At 68.7% G+C, this 18,443-nt stretch carries 19 protein-coding genes; 11 read left to right on the top strand and 8 right to left on the bottom strand.

The features are described from left to right. Position 1: 1 nt before the first annotated feature. Entirely contained in the window at positions 2-1,441 is a 1,440-nt protein-coding gene (locus ACNQVK_RS25820) for a PLP-dependent aminotransferase family protein (protein ID WP_418031785.1), read from the bottom strand. A 64-nt stretch (positions 1,442-1,505) separates the two neighbouring features. Between ACNQVK_RS25820 and ACNQVK_RS25815 the strand changes: the two genes are divergently transcribed. The 8 genes from ACNQVK_RS25815 to ACNQVK_RS25780 all read left to right on the top strand — a co-directional run bounded on the left by ACNQVK_RS25815 (position 1,506) and on the right by ACNQVK_RS25780 (position 7,664). Beyond that, entirely contained in the window at positions 1,506-1,652 is a 147-nt protein-coding gene (locus ACNQVK_RS25815; RefSeq protein ID WP_167333295.1) for a hypothetical protein, read from the top strand. Then, positions 1,649-2,365, top strand: coding sequence for a YczE/YyaS/YitT family protein (locus ACNQVK_RS25810; RefSeq protein ID WP_418031784.1), 717 nt, complete (start codon positions 1,649-1,651; stop codon positions 2,363-2,365). Before ACNQVK_RS25815 ends, ACNQVK_RS25810 begins: the two co-directional genes overlap by 4 nt. Then, positions 2,296-3,165 carry an ABC transporter ATP-binding protein gene (locus ACNQVK_RS25805; RefSeq protein WP_044517388.1) on the top strand — a complete coding sequence of 290 codons (870 nt, stop codon included), beginning with the start codon at positions 2,296-2,298 and terminating at the stop codon, positions 3,163-3,165. Before ACNQVK_RS25810 ends, ACNQVK_RS25805 begins: the two co-directional genes overlap by 70 nt. Further along, entirely contained in the window at positions 3,162-4,010 is an 849-nt protein-coding gene (locus ACNQVK_RS25800; protein WP_418031783.1) for an NUDIX hydrolase, read from the top strand. Before ACNQVK_RS25805 ends, ACNQVK_RS25800 begins: the two co-directional genes overlap by 4 nt. After that, positions 4,007-4,675, top strand: a complete 669-nt coding sequence (locus ACNQVK_RS25795; protein WP_418031782.1) for an enoyl-CoA hydratase — start codon at positions 4,007-4,009, stop codon at positions 4,673-4,675. The genes ACNQVK_RS25800 and ACNQVK_RS25795 overlap by 4 nt, the downstream gene beginning before the upstream one ends. 79 nt (positions 4,676-4,754) lie before the next feature. Then, a complete protein-coding gene (locus ACNQVK_RS25790) occupies positions 4,755-5,717 on the top strand; it encodes a class I SAM-dependent methyltransferase (RefSeq protein ID WP_418034340.1) in 963 nt (320 codons plus the stop codon). A gap of 9 nt (positions 5,718-5,726) precedes the next feature. Continuing rightward, entirely contained in the window at positions 5,727-6,899 is a 1,173-nt protein-coding gene (locus tag ACNQVK_RS25785) for a THUMP-like domain-containing protein (RefSeq protein WP_418034338.1), read from the top strand. Between the two features lie 75 nt (positions 6,900-6,974). After that, positions 6,975-7,664: an esterase gene (locus ACNQVK_RS25780; RefSeq protein ID WP_418031781.1), complete on the top strand. Its 690-nt coding sequence runs from the start codon at positions 6,975-6,977 to the stop codon at positions 7,662-7,664. 7 nt (positions 7,665-7,671) lie between these two features. Here ACNQVK_RS25780 and ACNQVK_RS25775 read toward each other — a convergent pair whose 3' ends face one another. After that, on the bottom strand, positions 7,672-8,955 hold the full coding sequence (locus tag ACNQVK_RS25775) for a PQQ-binding-like beta-propeller repeat protein (protein WP_418031780.1): 1,284 nt from the start codon (positions 8,953-8,955) through the stop codon (positions 7,672-7,674). Between the two features lie 165 nt (positions 8,956-9,120). On the opposite strand from ACNQVK_RS25775, the gene ACNQVK_RS25770 reads away from it, so the two are divergent. Beyond that, positions 9,121-9,864 (top strand): acyltransferase, encoded by a 744-nt coding sequence (locus ACNQVK_RS25770; protein WP_044517403.1) that lies wholly within the window; start codon positions 9,121-9,123, stop codon positions 9,862-9,864. Between the two features lie 9 nt (positions 9,865-9,873). Here ACNQVK_RS25770 and ACNQVK_RS25765 read toward each other — a convergent pair whose 3' ends face one another. The 6 genes from ACNQVK_RS25765 to ACNQVK_RS25740 all read right to left on the bottom strand — a co-directional run bounded on the left by ACNQVK_RS25765 (position 9,874) and on the right by ACNQVK_RS25740 (position 16,441). Further along, positions 9,874-10,470, bottom strand: a complete 597-nt coding sequence (locus ACNQVK_RS25765) for a hypothetical protein (RefSeq protein ID WP_418034336.1) — start codon at positions 10,468-10,470, stop codon at positions 9,874-9,876. A gap of 71 nt (positions 10,471-10,541) precedes the next feature. Further along, positions 10,542-11,300, bottom strand: coding sequence for an ArsR/SmtB family transcription factor (locus ACNQVK_RS25760; RefSeq protein WP_418031779.1), 759 nt, complete (start codon positions 11,298-11,300; stop codon positions 10,542-10,544). After that, positions 11,293-12,687 carry an MFS transporter gene (locus ACNQVK_RS25755; protein WP_418031778.1) on the bottom strand — a complete coding sequence of 465 codons (1,395 nt, stop codon included), beginning with the start codon at positions 12,685-12,687 and terminating at the stop codon, positions 11,293-11,295. The genes ACNQVK_RS25760 and ACNQVK_RS25755 overlap by 8 nt, the downstream gene beginning before the upstream one ends. A 40-nt stretch (positions 12,688-12,727) precedes the next feature. Then, positions 12,728-13,969, bottom strand: coding sequence for a glycosyltransferase family 4 protein (locus ACNQVK_RS25750; protein WP_044517409.1), 1,242 nt, complete (start codon positions 13,967-13,969; stop codon positions 12,728-12,730). A 91-nt stretch (positions 13,970-14,060) separates the two neighbouring features. Then, positions 14,061-15,572, bottom strand: coding sequence for a 1,4-alpha-glucan branching protein domain-containing protein (locus tag ACNQVK_RS25745; protein WP_418034335.1), 1,512 nt, complete (start codon positions 15,570-15,572; stop codon positions 14,061-14,063). Positions 15,573-15,643: 71 nt separating this feature from the next. Continuing rightward, the gene (locus tag ACNQVK_RS25740; protein ID WP_418031777.1) at positions 15,644-16,441 is read right to left on the bottom strand and encodes a class I SAM-dependent methyltransferase; all 798 of its coding nucleotides are present in this window, start codon (positions 16,439-16,441) and stop codon (positions 15,644-15,646) included. Positions 16,442-16,658: 217 nt separating this feature from the next. Between ACNQVK_RS25740 and ACNQVK_RS25735 the strand changes: the two genes are divergently transcribed. Then, positions 16,659-17,450 carry an electron transfer flavoprotein subunit beta/FixA family protein gene (locus ACNQVK_RS25735; protein WP_044517415.1) on the top strand — a complete coding sequence of 264 codons (792 nt, stop codon included), beginning with the start codon at positions 16,659-16,661 and terminating at the stop codon, positions 17,448-17,450. A 33-nt stretch (positions 17,451-17,483) separates the two neighbouring features. Beyond that, on the top strand, positions 17,484-18,440 hold the full coding sequence (locus ACNQVK_RS25730) for an electron transfer flavoprotein subunit alpha/FixB family protein (protein ID WP_044517417.1): 957 nt from the start codon (positions 17,484-17,486) through the stop codon (positions 18,438-18,440). Positions 18,441-18,443 lie beyond the last annotated feature (3 nt).

Below are 18,443 nucleotides of genomic sequence, written 5' to 3'. Positions count from 1 at the left end.
ACTAGACCACCAGCGTCTGTGGTTGCGCACTCAGCGTGCCGGTGATGCTGTGCCAGGCGCGCACCAGTAGATTCACGGCCTCTTCGAGTTCGGGTTCGGGCAGCGCATAGGGCAGCCGGATGAACCGCTCCAGCGTGCCGTCCACCCCGAACCGCGGCCCGGCGGGCACGTCCAGACCCAGCCGCATCGCCGCGGCCGACAATGCCGTGCTCATCGGCGCGGGGAGCTTCACCCACAGCGACATCCCGCCGCGGCCGTGCCCCGGCTGCCAGTCCGGAAGCTCCCGGGCCAGCAGTGCCACCAGGAACTCCCGCCGGGCCCGGATGATCTCGCGCCGTTCCGGCAGTACCTCGGCGCGCATCGCGAGCAACCGCGCTGCCGCCAGCTGTTCCAGGATCGGGGTACCCAGATCCACCGACGGCCGGATCGCGGCGATGGTGGCCAGCGTGCCGCGCTCGGCGCGGATCCAGCCGACCCGTAGGCCGCCCCAGAACGACTTCGACATCGAACCGATGGTCAACACCAGATCGGTGCGGGGCACCGAGGCCGCCAGCGGCTCGGGCGGCGCCTCGTCGATCCACATGTCGACGATCGATTCATCGACGATGGTGCGGGTGCGGGTATCGGAAATGATCTGCCCCAACCGCTTTCGCTCGGCGGCCGGCAGAGTGAACCCGGTCGGGTTGTGGCTGTCGGGAACCAGATAGGCCAGGCTCGGGGCGAGCTGCCGAAGAGCGGCCTGCACGGCGTCGAGCTCCCAGCCATCCTCGGTGAGCGCGACCGGGACCGCCCGCGCTCCCGCCGTCGAGATCGCCGACAGCGCACCGTGATAGGTGGGCTGCTCGACCAGTACCCGGTCGCCGGGCTGGGTGTGGCTGGCCAGGATCAGTCCGATGGCGTGCTGGGCACCGCTGGTCACCATGATCTGGCTCGGATCGGTGGGCAATCCTCTGGCGCAATATCTTTCGGCGATCGCCGCGCGGAGTGGGCCGACGCCCATCAGTTCGTGACCGGGCTCGCGCAGATACGGCGCGATATCGCGAGCGGCTTCGGCGAAGGCCTCCAGTACGGCGGTGCCGGGTGCGGACAGGGCGGCGGCGGCCAGGCTCACGGTCGGTGTGGTGGCGTCGGGCTCGATGTGGCCGGCGGCCGGCAGGGCGGTGATGCTGCGGGCGCCGCGACGGGCGTGCAGGTAGCCGTCGTCGCGAAGCTGGGCGAAGGCCGCGGTGACCGTGGTGCGCGACACCCGCAGCGACTCCGCCAGCGCCCGTTCGCTGGGAATGCGCGATCCGACCGGAACCCGGCCGTCCACGATCAGCAGCCGGATGGCGTCGGCCAGACCGAGGTAGGCAGGTCCACTTTGGCTGGAGGTGCGCCAGTTTCCCAGCTCACGGGCCAACAGGTCCACATCGAGGGTGCGAGCCGCCATATCTGTCGACATAATGAGGCCAGTATGTGCCAACTGGATATTGATAGGCAAGCCACATCGCCGTGATCATGGATGAATGGCTCGGAACTGGATATCCCGATTGGCGGAGAATCTCCGCCGTGTGTACGACGCCGGCAACTACGCCCGAGAGTGCGACGTTGACGCCCGCCGGGTGCGCAGCGAGCTCGACGCGATCCGCGTCCGATTCCCCGACCACGCATGAGGACGGCAGTCAAACGCGGTGCCCTGCTCCTGATCGGCCTCTGCGGCTACGGCGCGTCGATGGCGATGATGGTGCGCGCCGGGCTCGGCCTCGATCCGTGGGACGTCTTCCACCAGGGTCTGACCCGGCACACCCCGCTGTCTCTCGGGATGGCCTCGGCCGTCGTCGGCGTCGTCGTCCTGCTGGCCTGGATCCCGTTGCGTAACCGGCCCGGGATCGGGACCGTCGCCAACGTCATCGTCATCGCCGTCACGGTGGACGCGACGTTGGCCGTCCTGCCCGCGCCCTCGGCACTGCCGGTACGCATCGCGATGATGATCGGCGCCGTCGTGCTCAACGCGATCAGCACGGTGCTCTACATCGGTGCCGGCCTGGGTCCCGGACCCCGCGACGGCCTGATGACCGGACTCGTCGCCCGCACCGGGTTGTCGGTGCGATTGGTGCGCACCGGAATTGAGGCGACCGTACTGGCCGTGGGCTGGCTGATGGGCGGCACCGTCGGGATCGGCACCGTCGTCTACGCGGTCGGGATCGGGCCGCTCGTGCAGCTGTTCCTGCGGCTGATGCCACGATCATTGTTGTTCCACGATTTCAGCGGCGGGCGTGCCCGAGCGGATCGGGAACCGGTCACTACGATGAGCGAGTGGCCTCAGGGGAACGCACCGACTCGACAATCACCGATGACGGAGACGGAACCGACCCCGACCTGTTGATCGACTTCGCCCGGGTCACCCTGCGGCGCGGCGGCAACACCCTCGTCGGACCCATCACCTGGGCCGTCGAACTCGACGAACGCTGGGTGGTGATCGGCCCCAACGGGGCAGGCAAGACCTCGCTGTTGCGGATCGCCGCCGCCACCGAATATCCCTCGTCGGGCACCGCCTACGTGCTCGGTGAACGGCTGGGCCGCACCGACATGTCCGAGCTGCGCGCCCGCGTCGGACTCAGTAGCTCGGCGCTGTCGCAACGGATTCCCGACGACGAGGTGGTGCGCGATCTGGTCGTGTCGGCCGGCTACGCCGTGCTGGGCCGCTGGCGCGAGGATTACGAGGACGTCGACTACGCCCAAGCCGTCGACATGCTGGAGAGCGTCGGCGCCGAACACCTGGCCGAGCGGACCTACGGGACGCTGTCGGAAGGCGAACGCAAACGGGTCCTGATCGCCCGGTCGTTGATGACCGACCCCGAACTCCTGCTGCTCGACGAGCCCGCGGCCGGCCTCGATCTGGGCGGCCGCGAAGAGCTGGTGGCCCGGTTGACCGACCTGGCTGCCGACCCCGATGCACCGGCCATGGTCCTGGTCACCCATCATGTCGAGGAGATTCCGGTCGGATTCAGCCACGCGCTGATCCTCTCGGAAGGCAAGGCGGTTGCTTCGGGTCTGCTGACCGAGGTGTTGACTGCTGAGAACCTCTCCAAGGCGTTCGGCCAGTCGATCGCCCTGGACACGATCGACGGGCGCTACTTCGCCCGGCGAACCAGGACCCGAGCGGCGCACAGGAGGCGTGAATGACGAGCAGCGACGATCCGCTGGTGGCCCGGCCGGCGGCGACCGTGATGCTGGTCCGCGATGTGCACCGCGGTAGTGCCGCGGACATCGAAGTCTTCATGATGCGCCGGCATGCGGCGATGGAGTTCGTGGCCGGGGTGATGGTGTTCCCGGGCGGGGGAGTCGACGACCGCGACCGCAATGCCGACATCGCCTGGTTCGGACCCGAACCGAACTGGTGGGCGGAGCGACTCGGTGTGGAAACCGGGTTGGCCGAGGCGCTGGTGTGCGCTGCGGCCCGGGAGACCTTCGAAGAATCAGGCGTGCTGTTCGCCGGGCCTCACAGCGGTTCTGGCGACCCGGGCATCGTCTCCGATGCCTCGGTGTACGGCGATGCCCGTGCCGCCCTGGCCAACCACTCGCTGTCCTTCGCCGATTTCCTGCGCGACGAGAAACTCGTCCTGCGCGCCGACCTGCTCCGGCCGTGGGACAACTGGATCACCCCCAAAGAGGAACGCACGCGCCGCTACGACACCTTCTTCTTCGTCGGTGCACTGCCCGAGGGCCAGCGGGCCGACGGCGAGAACACCGAGACCGATCGGGCGTTCTGGAGCACCCCGCAGGCCGGTCTCGACGACTTCGAGCAGGGCAATTCGTTCCTGCTGCCGCCGACCTGGACCCAGCTCAACTCGCTGGCCGGCCGTTCCGTCGCCGACGTGCTGGCAACCGAACGCAAGATCGTCGCCACCGAGCCCAACCTCTCCCTCGGGGAAGGGAGCTGGCAGATCGAGTTCTTCGACAGCGGCCGCTACAACGCCGCCAGGAACCACCGGGCCCCGTTGGGTCGGGGTGGGGAATCGAATCAATGAACGAGTTCGTCAGTGTGATCACGGGGGTGCCCGAGCAGGACGGCGTCGGCACCCTGATGTTGTCGCGGCCCCCGACCAACGCCCTGACCCGGCAGATGTACCGCGAGATCATCGCCGGCGCCCACGAGCTCGGCGCACGCACCGACATCTCGACAGTGATCTTGTTCGGCGGTCATGAGATCTTCTGCGCCGGCGACGACGTTCCGGAGCTACGCACGCTGAACACGGGCGAGGCCGCCGCCGCGGACGCGGCGTTGCGCCAGTGCATCGAGGCCGTCGCCGCCATCCCGAAGCCCACGGTGGCCGCGATCACCGGCTACGCGTTGGGCAGCGGGCTGACCCTGGCGATGGCCGCCGACTGGCGGGTCAGCGGCGACAACGTGAAGTTCGGAGCGACCGAGATCCTGGCCGGCCTGGCTCCCCGTGCCGGTGGCGGTGCGCGGCTGGCCGAGGTCATCGGCGCCAGCAAGGCCAAGGAACTGGTGTTCAGCGGCCGGTTCGTCGGCGCCGAGGAGGCGCTGGAACTCGGGCTGATCGACCAGATGGTGGCACCCGACCACGTGTACGACGAGGCACTGGCCTGGGCGCGGCGATTCGTCGACCATCCGGTGGACGTTTTGGCCGCGGCGAAGGCCGCCGTCGACGGACAGGTGGACCGGCCCTGACAGCCACCCCGCCCGGGCCGTTAGGCTGCCCTGCATGACTGACATCAAGGATTCCGGTACCGACGCCGATATCGCCGGCATGCCGACTCCTAACCCGCACGCCACGGCCGAGCAGGTCGAAGCCGCGATGCATGACAGCAAGCTCGCGCAGGTGCTGTACCACGACTGGGAAGCCGAAACCTACGACGAGAAGTGGTCGATCTCCTACGACCAGCGGTGTATCGACTACGCCCGGGGAAGGTTCGACGCCATCGTCCCCGAATCCGAGCAGCGTGAGCTGCCGTACGACCGGGCCCTCGAGCTCGGCTGCGGCACCGGATTCTTCCTGCTCAACCTGGTCCAGTCCGGTGTGGCGCGGCGCGGTTCGGTCACCGACCTGTCCCCGGGCATGGTCAAGGTCGCCACCCGCAACGGTCAGTCACTCGGCCTGGACATCGACGGACGGGTTGCCGACGCCGAGGGCATCCCGTATGAGGACAACACCTTCGACCTGGTGGTCGGGCACGCCGTGCTGCACCACATCCCTGACGTCGAGCTCTCGCTGCGTGAGGTGGTCCGGGTGCTCAAGCCCGGCGGCCGTTTCGTCTTCGCCGGCGAGCCCACCACGGTCGGCAACAAGTACGCTCGCGAGCTGTCCACGCTGACCTGGCACGCCACCACCAACCTGACCAAGCTGCCCTGGCTGAGCAACTGGCGCCGGCCGCAGGCCGAACTCGACGAGTCCTCCCGTGCCGCGGCGCTGGAAGCCGTCGTCGACCTGCACACCTTCGATCCGGCCGATCTGGAGCGGATGGCCACCAACGCCGGTGCGGTCGAAGTGCGTACCGCCAGCGAGGAATTCACGGCGGCGATGCTCGGCTGGCCGGTGCGCACCTTCGAGGCCGCGGTGCCGCCGGGTCGCCTGGGCTGGGGCTGGGCCAAGTTCGCGTTCAACAGCTGGACCACGCTGAGCTGGGTCGACTCCAACGTCTGGCGCCGCGTGGTGCCCAAGGGCTGGTTCTACAACGTGATGGTCACCGGGGTTAAGCCGTCAGGAGATTAGGTCCCGACGCTGTTTGACGCAGGAGCTGTCGCGTACCTGCGCTCGGAGGCGGGAGCGCAGGCCCTGGGTGAGGTGGCCGGACGCCGTCTCACCGGGGCCAGCCTGGTCAGCGACATCGCCGCTGTCCGAACACAATTCGGTGACCGTGCCGGAATCCTGGTGGAAACCGTACAGCTGAGGCGCCGGGCCGCGGCCAAGTTCGACGACCCGGGGCAGTGGCTGTTCACCGACGAGGCGCTGCAACAGGCCACGGCCGCGCCGGTGGCCGCCCACCGGGCGCGCAGGCTGACCGGGGCGCGGGTCCACGATGCCACCTGCTCTATCGGCAGTGAGCTTGTGGCACTGCGTGATTGTGCCGCACAGCTGGTCGGCAGCGATCTCGATCCGGTACGGCTGGCGATGGCTGCCCACAATCTGGAGGACGGCGGCCCGGCTGTCCCACTGTGCCGCGCAGACGCGCTGGCACCGGTCACCCGCGACACCGTGGTCATCATCGATCCGGCTCGCCGCTCCGGTGGACGGCGCCGCTTCGATCCGCGGGCCTACACCCCGGCGCTCGACGCCGTCCTGGACGTCTACCGCGGCCGGGACCTCGTGGTGAAGTGCGCTCCGGGAATCGATTTCGACGCTCTCACCGAGATGGGGTTCGGCGGGGAGATCGAGGTGACCTCGGTCGGCGGCAGCGTGCGCGAAGCCTGCCTGTGGTCACCCGGGCTGACCGAACCCGGTGTCCGCCGACGGGCCAGCATGCTCGAAACAGGGGAGGAGATCAGCGACGCCGAACCCGACGACTGCCCCGTCGCCCCGGCCGGGCGCTGGATCGTCGACCCCGACGGTGCGGTGGTGCGTGCCGGACTGGTGCGCCACTACGCGGCGCGGTACGGACTGTGGCAGCTCGACCCCGACATCGCCTATCTGTCCGGTGACGAGTTGCCCGCCGGGGTGCGCGGTTTCGAGGTCCTCGAACAGCTGCATTTCCAGGAGCGGCGACTGCGGGCCGCGCTGGCGGCCCGATCGGTGGGAGCACTGGAGATCCTGGTTCGTGGCCTGGACGTGGATCCCGACGCGCTGCGGGCCCGGATGCGGCTGCGCGGCACCGAGCACCTGGCTGTGGTGATCGCCAGGCTCGGTTCCGGGGCGGCCAGCCGGGCAACGGCATTCATTTGTCGCCCGTCGCGATGACCGCCAAGTAATCTGGTCCCAAACACGCCGGTGGATCCACCGGTGTGAGTTGATCGCCTGCGAGGACGACTGACGATGCGAATTCCCCCTGTGACAGCGCTGCTGGCGGCCGGTGCGCTGCTCGGCTGGCTCGGCGTGCCCGTGGCGGCCGCGCAGTCGGCCTGCGCCGACCTGGGCGGCAACGTCGACGGTGACCAGATCTGTCAGGTGCACACCGCCAATGCCACCTACACACTGGATTACACGTTCCCCGTCGCCTATCCGGATCAACAGGCAGTCGCTGCCTACCTGATCCAGACCCGCGACGGCTTCGTCAATGTCTCGGACATGCCTGGCTCGCGCGATCAGCCCTACGTCCTGGACGCCAAGGGCACCGCCTACAGCTCCGGGACGCCGGCGCACACCCAGAGCCTGGTGTTCGAGGTGTATCAGAACGTCGGCGGCGCTCACCCGCAGACCTGGTACAAGACGTTCAACTACAACGTGGCGACCCGGGCACCGATCACCTTCGACAATCTGTTCAAGCCGGGCTCCCGGCCGCTGGACGTGATTTTCCCGGTCGTGCAGCGCGAATTGCAGAAACAGTCCGGGGTCGAACAGGCCATCCCACCGGCGGTCGGCCTGGACCCCGTGCATTATCAGAACTTCGCGATCACCGACGACTCGGTGATCTTCTTCTTCGGGCAGGGTGAACTGCTGCCCGAAGCCGCCGGAGCCAGCCAGGCCAGTGTCCCGCGGTCCGCCGTGGCGGCTCTGCTGGCCTGACGCGCGGTCAGGCCGGAGCGAACCCGTAGACCTGACCGTCACTGGTCGCGGTGACGATCCGATGGTCGTTACCGATCGACACCCCGACGGGCCAGCCGGTGGCCTCCGGCACGGGATAGGCATTGAGGGTGTGCCCGTCGGCGGTGTCGAACACCAACAGCGTCTGGCCGTGCCCGCCCTCGCGGGCGACCGTGTAGCCGACACCGTCGGCGCGGCTCGACGTGGTCAGCGGCACGACATCGTCACGGGTCCAGGCCACCTCGCCCTGGTCCCCGGTATCGCGCACCGCGGTCAGCTTGGCCTCCGGCCCGCCGCCGGCCACGATCAGCCCGTCGGGTGACACCGACGGCGGGGTCTGGGCCAGATAGTTCAGTGGCACCGACCATTTCGGCGAACCGTCGGCGGAGTTGAGTGCCCACAGCTTCTGGTCGCGGCCGTTGACGTACACCGTCGAACCGTCGGCGGACAACACCGGACTGGCCAGCGGCCCGCGGCCGACGGCGGTGCTGGTCCATTCCTGCGTCAGCAGTGTCTGCTCACCGGGGTGGTAGCGCAATCCGATCAGTACCGGCGCCTCCGCCCCGGGCTGCCACACGCTGAGCACCACGATGCCGGCCTGACGGGAGAACGCGGGTGCGGCCGCCACCGGGCACCGCGACCGGGCCGGCTGGCAGTCGCCGAGACCGCGCTGCGAATCGGTCGGGTCCACACCGGAGACCAGATCCAGCGGTGTGCCCACCACCGTGCCCCGGTGGGCGTCGAACACCAGCACCTGTCCCAGATGGGTGACCACCAGCAGTTGGCCGTCGTCGAGGAGCCTGGGCGTGGTCGGCATGCCGATCACCGGCTGGCGCCAGCGGATCCACTGTGTCGGCGGGAAGGACAGGATGGTGCCGGGCTGGCCGACATAGACGTTGTCGAATCCGTCGAACAGGGGACTGGACCAGCCGCCGCCCAGCACCAATCGCGTGCACCAGCGCTGCCGGGCGTTGTTGTCGGCCTCCCACACCATCAACGAACAGCCGCCCGCCGTCTGCGCGTTGACCGCCAGGCGGTTGTCCGCGCTCAACGCCACCTGGGCACCCAGCTCACCCTTGACCGACCGGCTCCACTCCAGCCGGAGCGCCTCGGGACCACGGGATCGGGTGTAGCTGCTGTTGGCGGCATCGCCGTACTGCGCTGACCAGCCCTGTGCGGCGTGGGCGTCCACCCAGGAATCGGTGTTCTCGCAACCGGCGAGCAGGCCCGTGAACAGCACCGCGACAGCCAGTGCAAGGTATCGCCGGAACACGATGTCCTTTCGTCGCCGAACACGCAGGGCGCTCGTATTTGTGACCCACGTGAGGGTAACCGTTCCGCCGTGGGGCCCGGAGCGCAGTGACCCGCGACGAGTGGGGCAGTACCTGGGCGGAGCGACCGGGATACCCTCGAATGCCCTCGCGTAGGCTGTCCGGCCATGACGACGATGTGGGGCGCCCCGATTCACAAGCGCTGGCGGGGCTCCCGGCTGCGTGATCCTCGCCAGGCCGATTTCCTGACGAGAGCGTCGCTGAAATGGGTCATCGACAACCGCGCCTACACCCCGTGGTACCTGGTGCGGTACTGGCGGCTGCTGAAGTTCAAGCTGGCCAACCCGCACATCATCACCCGCGGCATGGTCTTCCTCGGCAAGGGTGTGGAGATCCAGTGCACGCCGGAGCTGGCGCAGATGGAGATCGGTCGCTGGGTTCACATCGGCGACAAGAACACCATCCGCTGCCACGAGGGCTCGCTGCGCATCGGCGACAAGGTGGTGCTGGGTCGCGACAACGTGATCAACACCTACCTCGACATCGAGCTCGGCGACTCCGCGCTGATGGCCGACTGGTGCTACGTGTGCGACTTCGACCACAAGATGGACAACATCGACATGCCCATCAAGGACCAGGGCATCATCAAGGGCCCGGTGCGCATCGGCCCGGACACCTGGATCGCCGCCAAGGTCACCATCCTGCGCAACACCTCGATCGGCCGCGGCTGCGTGCTGGGTGCCCACGCCGTGGTCAAGGGTGAGATCCCCGATTACTCGATTGCCGTCGGCGCGCCGGCCAGGGTGGTCAAGAACCGCAAGCTGGATTGGGAGACTTCGGCCGCCGAGCGCGCCGAACTCGCCGCCGCCCTGGCCGACATCGAACGCAAGAAGGCGGCCAACAGCAACTGACGGTGCCGCTCAGGCCCCGTTGCACACCCCGGAGTCGCGGATCACGTTCCCGTAGACATTCGCGGTGGCGATGTTGGCGTTGATGACCCCGGCCGGCTGCTGGTTGGCGATCTTGTCGCTGATCTGGGTCAGCTGGTACCACAGGTGATAGATCGAATCACCGTTGTACAGCGGTGAATACTGGCTCTGGTCCGGGTAATTGGTGATGTACAGGGTGTGAGCGCGGGGATCCAGGAACGCCGCCGACTGGTCCACGTTGGCTCTGACGGCGTTGCCTGCGGCCTGCACACCGGGCGCGGTCCAGTAGTCGTGCTGCCCGCCCAGGAAATTCTGGAAGCCCACGATCTGAGTCATCAACGTGCCGTACTGGGCGTTGAACCACTGACAGGACTCGCGCTGGGCGTCGATCTGCTCGGGAGTGACGCGCACCTGCCACAGGTTGTAGGGGAACACCGTGTAGTTCGGGGACCAGTCCGAGGGCTGGGGCACGAACGCGGGCAGTGACGGTGCGGTGCCATTGGGCTCGGCGGTCGCCGGTGCGGCCAGGCCGAGTGTGAGCGTCGCGCCGACGAATGCGGCGCAGGCCGTACGTAGATGTCTGCGGATCTGGACCACGCCTCGATTCTGCTCGGTCAGTGCCGCGTCGACAGCGGATCGGCGATTCTCGAACGCGCGCGTCAACCCGTCCAGTCGATGCCGAAGCGGGCGCTCAGGGCAGCGCGGCCCGAATCGGTCACCGTCAGGGCGCGGTGGCGCGGGGCGCGGCGCAGCCAGTCCGCGGCCAGGAAATGGTCCAGAATCGCCCGGCCCAATCCGCCCGCGAGGTGGTGCCGCTGCTCGGTCCAGTCGACGCAGTAACGCACCAGGGGCCTTGGGCCGGTGGGTAATTCGATACCCATCTGATGCAGTAGGCCGCGGCCGCCGTCGGTGAGCTGATAGGGCACGTCATGGCCCGGACTGCTCAGCCGGTCGGTGCCGCCGGGATGAAACCATCCGTCCCCGCCGGTGAGTACACCGCGATCGAGCAGGCTGCCCATGAGCTGGACGCCGAGCCGGCCGGCGATGTGGTCATAGCAGGTGCGGGCGGAGCGTAGCCGCGCCGCGCGGGTGCCCTCCCGCAGCGAGGTGACGGGCCGAGCGGGCGCCAGCCGGCCGAGTTGCTCGATGAGCGCGCCGACCTCGGGCCCGGCCAGCCGGTAGTAGCGGTGCCGGCCCTGGGTGCGGACGGTGAGCAGGCCGGCATCGGTCAGTTTGGCCAGGTGGCTGCTGGCCGTCGGGCGGCTGATGCCCGCTTCCTCGGCCAGGACACCGGCCGGCAGCGCACGGCCGTCGTCGAGTGCCAGCAGCACCTTGCAGCGCGCCGGGTCGGCCAGCAGTGCGGCCACCGCCGCGATGTCCACCTCGGTCGCCGAGGCCAGTTCCTGCGCCTCACGCATGGCAGGACTCCTTCCCGACGGGTTGGTCGCGTCGTTCAGCCGGGGCCCGGGTGCGCCGCGTCAGCCGCAGCGCCAGCACCGCGCCGATCAGTTGGCAGGTGGCACCGATCAGCAGTGCGATCCGAACTCCTGCCGCGCCGCCGACGACCGTCATGGCACTACCCAACACCGCGACCCCGACAGTGATACCCAGCAGCCGGGCCAGATTCACCACCCCCGCGGCCAGACCCGCCCGCTCCACCGGGATCGCGTCCATCGCCAGCGTCACCGCCGGGCCGGTGTTGAGGGCCAGTCCGGCACCCGCGAGCACGAATGACAGCTCCAGCCAACCGATCGTGCCCAGTGGCCCCGCCGCGGCGTACAGCAGCGAGCCGGCCGCCATCAGCACCAGTCCCGCCGCCATCGCCGGGCGCGGACCGGTGCGGCGGGCCCACGAGGTGGCCACGGGGATCAACAGCAGGTACACGATCGCCATCGGCAGGAACCACACGGCTGTCGTCAACGCACTGGAGCCCCGGAGCTGTTGGAAGGCAAAGCTGTTCACCAGCAAGAGCCCGTAGACACCGAACGTCATCGCGAAGGTGGCCAGCAGAGCGCCGACCAGCCGGCGGCTTCCGAACAGGTCCAGCGGCAGCATGGGGTGCCGGCTGCGACGCTGGGCGGCCAGGAATGCTGCGAACGCGGCCAGGGCCACCGCGCCGATCGCCACGGTCTGTTGCCAACGCCAGTCGTGACCCTCGACCAGCACGAGCGTGGCGGCGCCGAGCGTCAGGACGGCCAGGCACTGACCCGGCAGGTCGATACGCGCCGCGTCCGGATCGCGCGAATCGGGCAGATGCGAGACGCTCATGATCAACGCCAGGATGCCGATCGGCACATTGACCCAGAAGATCCAGCGCCACCCGGTGGTTTCGGCCAGGACACCACCCAGCAGGGGCCCGAGTGCGGTGCTGCTCGCCGCGGCCATCGCCCACGCCGCGGTGGCACGGGCCCGCCCGCGCGGATCCGGAAAGACCGCCGCGGCGATGGCCAGACCCTGCGGCAACATCATCGCCGCACCGAGCCCCTGAACCGCCCGTGCCACCAGCAACAGCGTCAGTGACGGGGCCAGCCCGCAGGCGATGGACGCCGCGACGAAGGTCGCCAACCCGATCCGCAGCATCCGGCGCCGGCTGAACCGGTCGCCGAGTGATCCTGCGGTCAGCAGAAACGCCGCGAACGTCACGTTGTAGGCGTCGATGGTCCATTGCGCACCGGTCACCCCGCCGCCGAGATCACTGCCGATTGCGGGTAGGGCCAGGTTGACGGCGTTCGCGTCGACCAGCCCGACGAACAGTCCGAGGTAGGCGGCGATCAGCGTGAGGACGGGCGAACGTCGTGGTGCCATATCCGCACGCTAGGTGCGGATTGATTCGATGCCGGTCGAATCAGCGGTCAGGCAGGGCGTGCTCGACGATCGGCCGGCGCGGATGTGGTTCGCGTTCGGCACGTTTGGCGGCCAGATAAACCTGGCTGGTCTCGGCGGCCACGGTGTGCCAGTCGAAGTCGGCGCTGAGCCGCTCGCGGGCGGCGATCGCCCGGCGCTGCGCCGCCTCGGGGTCGTCGAGCACGGCGCGGACCGCCGCGGCCAGCCCCACCACATCCCGTGGTGCGAACGACATTCCGGTCTGGCCGTCGATCACCGCTTCGCCCAGGCCGCCCACATTCGAGGTCACCAACGGGGTCCCGGTGGCCGCGGCCTCCAGCGCCACGATGCCGAACGGCTCGTAGTGGCTGGGCAGCACCGCGGCGTCGGCGGACTGCAGGGCCTGCAGCAGTTCCTCGTGCCCGAGCCGTCCGACGAACCGGGTCGCCTTGAGCACCTTGTGCTTCCGGGCCTGCTCGACGAGCCATTGCTGCTGGGTTCCGTCGCCGGCGATGGTCAGCGTGGTGCCGGGATGTGCGCGCCGGATCCGGGGCAGGGCGGCGATCGCGTCGTGCACGCCCTTCTCGTATTCCAGGCGGCCGAGGTAGAGCAACTCAGGCGGGCCCTGGCGGGGGCGTCGCGGCGCGAACGGCCAGAGATCGGCGTCGATCCCGTTGCGAATCACCCTGATCTCGGACAGTTCGGGTCCGAACAGTTCGGTGATCTCATCGCTCATCGACGCCGAACACGTGATCAGCGAATCTGATTCGCGCACCAGCCAGGATTCCACGGCGTGCACCTGGCGGCTGATCGGGCCGGAGACCCAGCCGGAGTGCCGGCCCGCCTCGGTGGCGTGGATGGTGGAAACCAGTGGTACATCGAAGAATTCGGCCAGCGCGATGGCGGGATGGGCCACCAGCCAGTCGTGGGCGTGGACCAGGTCGGGCACCCATCGGTCACCCGAATTGTCCTTGACGGCAAGGCCGGTGCGCACCATGGCGTGGCCCATCGCCAGGGTCCAGGCCATCATGTCCGTGCCGAACACGAACTCATGCGGATCCTGGGCGGCGGCCACCACCCGTACACCCTCGCTGACCTCGTCGGTGGACGGGTGCGTGCTGGGATCGGTGTCGGTGGGTCTGCGACTGAGCACCACGATCTCGTGTCCGGCTTCGGCCAGCGCGGTGGCCAGGTGGTGCACGTGTCGGCCCAGACCGCCGACGACGACGGGTGGGTACTCCCATGACACCATCAGGATCTTCATGACTGCGTGCCTTCGTGCCGGTGCGAGTGTGCGCACAATGCTGGGGATTGCCGGGGTGTCGAGCGGCAGAACCGCACGCTCGCGCTGGTGGTCATTTTGGCAGACGCCGGGCGTCGAGGGCGCCGAACAGTCCGTCGGCTTTGTTCCAGCCGTCGGCGAGCCGTTCGGCGTGGTCGCGACGGCCCGAGGCCAGTGCGTCGGAGATCTCGCGGGTGGCGTGGGCGTGCAGATGCGCGCGGTAGCGCGCATAGTCGGCGGCCGAATCCTTGCTGACCATGAACGGCCAGTCGCTCGAGACAGTCAGCAACGTCTCCCGCAGGATCTGATCGGCCACGCGGTCGCGCGGGGTCGGTGCACCGACCGCGGCGTGCTGGGTGAGCGCCTTGTCCACGGTGCTCAGTGCGCCGTCGACCACCTCGCTGTTGAGCTGCACCAGATCGGCCACCTTCTCGCCGTTCCAGACCTGCCAGTTCTTGCCCGAACCCCATGAGCTGGGCGGCAATTCGACCGGGGCACCGACATATCCGCCGGCTTTGGCATCCGCGAGGGTGCCCACCCGCACGCCGGCCGCGGGCAGTGCACGCAGCACCCGGCCCAACCATTCCGGGCCCTCGTACCACCAGTGCCCGAACAGCTCGGTGTCGAACGCGGCCACGACATGCGCCGGGCGGCCGATCCGCCGGCTCTCGCTGACCAGCCGGCGGCGGACCACCTCGACGAAGTCGGCGACGTGCTCGTCGATCGCGCGGTCGGCGCGCTGCGGATCGTAGGGCGCCTTCTCCTCGGACGGGACGTTGCGGCCGGTGACCCGGGCCGGCTTGAGGCCCGTGGTGTGGTCGTAGGTGTGGAAATCCCGGTACGCGGCATGACCGGGGTAACCGGACTTGGGTGACCACACGCGGTAGCTGACCTGCAGGTCGCGTCCGAAGGCCACCACGTCGGAGTCACCGACCGGCCGGCCGAGGGTGGTGTCGCCGTGCAACGACGGGCCGTCCACCATGAAATGCCCGACACCGGCCGCGGCGTAACCGGTCTCCATACCCGGTGCGTATGCGCATTCGGGTGCCCAGATGCCGACCGGGGTGTGCGCGAACCGCTGCTGGGCATCGGCCAGGCCTTCGCGTAGCGCGAACTCGCGCAGTCGGGGGTTCAGCAGGGGCTGGAACGGGTGCGACAGCGGGCCGCCGAGCAGTTCGATGGTCTCGGCGTCGATCAGCTGGCGCAGCAGCCCGCTGGCGCCGTGCCGCCAGTGGGTGGTGAATTCCTCGATGGCCGCGCCGGCCTCGGCGTACTCACGAATCCCGAACTGCTGTAAGGCTGGTTCCTCGCGCAGCGTCGTCGCCTCCTGGGCGCGCAGCTGCCAGTTGGCCAGCCAGTGGTGCATTCCCGTCAGGCAGTAGGGGTCATCGAGCTGCGCGGTGACCACCGGCGTCATGCCGAGAGTGATCAGGTGGCTGCGGTCCTCGGCGGCCAGCCCGCGCAGCACCCGCATCAACGGCAGGTAGGCCGCTGCCCAGGACTGGTAGAGCCATTCCTCGCCGACCGGCCAGCGTCCGTGGTGGGCCAGCCAGGGCAGATGGGTGTGCAGGACGAGCGTGAACAACCCCGGAGCCGGATCGCCGGCGACATTGGGCCGGGGTACCGGTTCGGGTTCAGGCTCCGGAGTGGGATGCGTCACGGCCGCACCGCGATCGCGACCAGGTCGAGGCTGTCATCAATGTTGCGTTCGTCGGCAGACGTGAGATCGAAGTCGTCGATGCCGACTGCGGCGACATCGGCGAGCAGCTGCTCGGGCCACGGAGCGTCGGCCACGGCGCGCTGCACCTGCGCTTCGATGATCGAGCCGCCGTGCCGGGCGTCGAGCTCTGCCAGCCCGGCGCCGTGAAAGACCCCGAGCATCGACTCGACGGTGAAACCGGCGTCGTGCAGCAGTTCGGTCAGCTCCGCGCCGTTGAGTTCACGGGTGTGGAACGGGTTGAGCGGGGTGTCGCGACCGGGGGAGAAGGTGATCCGGTTGGGGGTGGAGACCAGGAACACTCCGCCCGGCCGCAGTACCCGGAAGCATTCGGAGACGAATTGGCCCTGATCCCACAGGTGTTCGATGACCTGGAAGTTCACCACCACGTCGACGGACTGGTCGGCCAGGGGCAGCTCGGCGAGGTTGCCGTGCTGGATCTCCACCCTCGGGTAGCGGGCCCGCACGTGGGCGACCGTGGCCTCGTCGTAGTCCAGCGCGACGACGCGGCGGGCGACGTCGGCGATCAGATCGGCGCCGTAGCCTTCACCGCAGCCGGCCTCCAGGACCTCACGATCGACGCAACGGCCGGCCAATCGCTGATACACCACCTCATGACGGCGAAACCAGTAGTTCTCCTCGGCCAGGCCGGGGATGGTCCGCTCGCCGGTCAGGGGTAGGGCCCGGGATTCGACGTGGGTGAGGACACTGTCCGGGCCCTCCGCGTTTGCGCTCATTGGAAGGCAGGCTAACCCAGGCGAAGCACTGGTGGACTATCCGCGAACGGTTCCCCTACCTCAGGGGTGTGGTAGGGGAGGCCGGAATACAAACTCCGACCAGCTATGGTGATCCTGCGAACCATCAAAAGTTACCGACCGGTAACATGATGCTAGTTGCCTAGAACGTGATATGAGCCCGGGTCACCGGTCTCATCGAGGAGGACGAACCAGAGTCATGACGAACATCGTGGTCCTGATCAAACAGGTCCCAGACACTTGGTCGGAGCGCAAGCTGTCCGACGGCGATTTCACCCTCGACCGCGAGGCTGCCGACGCCGTGCTCGACGAGATCAACGAGCGCGCCGTGGAAGAGGCGCTGTTGATCAAGGAGCGTGAGGGCGGCGACAGCACTGTCACCGTGCTGACCGCCGGCCCGGAGCGCGCCACCGAGGCGATCCGCAAGGCGCTGTCCATGGGTGCCGACAAGGCCGTGCACCTCAAGGACGACGGCCTGCACGGCTCCGACGTGATCCAGACCGGGTGGGCACTGGCCCGCGCGCTGGGCACCATCGAGGGCACCGAGCTGGTCATCGCCGGTAACGAGGCCACCGACGGTGTCGGCGGCGCAGTCCCCGCCGTGATCGCCGAGTACCTGGGCCTGCCGCAGCTCACCCACGTGCGGAAGCTGACCGTCGAGGGCGGCAAGGTCACCGCCGAGCGTGAGACCGACGAGGGCGTGTTCAGCCTCGAGGCCTCGCTGCCGGCCGTGGTCAGCGTCAACGAGAAGATCAACGAGCCCCGCTTCCCCTCCTTCAAGGGCATCATGGCCGCCAAGAAGAAGGAAGTCACCGTGCTCACCCTCGCCGAGATCGGCGTGGAAGCCGATGAGGTCGGCGTTGCCAATGCCGGTTCCAAGGTGCTGTCTTCGACCCCGAAGCCTCCGAAGACCGCCGGTGAGAAGGTGACCGACGAAGGTGACGGCGGCACGAAGATCGCCGAGTACCTGGTTGCCCAAAAGCTGATCTAGCCCACCCACTTCCGAAAGACGTAACGAGAACTCATGGCTGAAGTACTTGTGCTCGTTGAGCACTCCGAAGGCGCATTGAAGAAGGTCAGCGCCGAGCTCATTACCGCTGCCCGCGTGCTGGGCGAGCCTGCCGCCGTTGTGGTGGGCAAGCCGGGCACCGCGGCCCCGCTGGTCGACGGCCTCAAGGCCGCCGGTGCGGCCAAGATCTACGTCGCCGAGTCCGACGACGCTGAGAGCTACCTGGTCACCCCCGTCGTCGACGTGCTGGCCGGACTGGCCGAGTCGGCCGCCCCCGCCGGCGTGATCGTCGCCGCCACAGCTGACGGCAAGGAAATCGCCGCCCGCCTGGCCGCGCGTATCGGCTCGGGCCTGCTGGTCGACGTGGTCGAGGTCCGCGAGGGTGCAGTGGGCGTCCACTCCATCTTCGGTGGCGCCTTCACCGTCGAGGCCCAGGTCACCAGTGACACCCCGGTGATCACGGTCCGTCCGGGTGCCATCGAGGCCGCCCCGGCCGACGGTGCCGGCGAGGTCGTCAACGTCGAGGTCCCGGCCCAGGCCGAGAACGCGACCAAGATCACCAAGCGCGAGCCCGCCGTTGCCGGTGACCGCCCCGAGCTCACCGAGGCCAGCGTCGTGGTCGCCGGTGGTCGTGGTGTCGGCAGCGCCGAGAGCTTCTCGGTCGTCGAGGAGCTGGCCGACTCGCTGGGCGGTGCCGTCGGTGCCTCCCGCGCCGCGGTCGACTCGGGTTACTACCCGGGCCAGTTCCAGGTCGGCCAGACCGGTAAGACCGTGTCGCCGCAGCTGTACATCGCCCTCGGTATCTCCGGCGCGATCCAGCACCGCGCCGGCATGCAGACGTCGAAGACGATCATCGCGGTGAACAAGGACGAGGAAGCGCCGATCTTCGAGATCGCCGACCTCGGCATCGTCGGTGACCTGTTCAAGGTCAGCCCGCAGCTGACCGAGGCCGTCAAGGCCCGCAAGGGATAATTC

The sequence above is a fragment of the Mycobacterium sp. 134 genome (assembly GCF_048282715.1).
Lineage (GTDB): Bacteria > Actinomycetota > Actinomycetes > Mycobacteriales > Mycobacteriaceae > Mycobacterium > Mycobacterium septicum.
The sequence above is the reverse complement of the archived record's forward strand: the minus strand, read 5'-3'. Positions and strand labels throughout refer to the sequence as shown.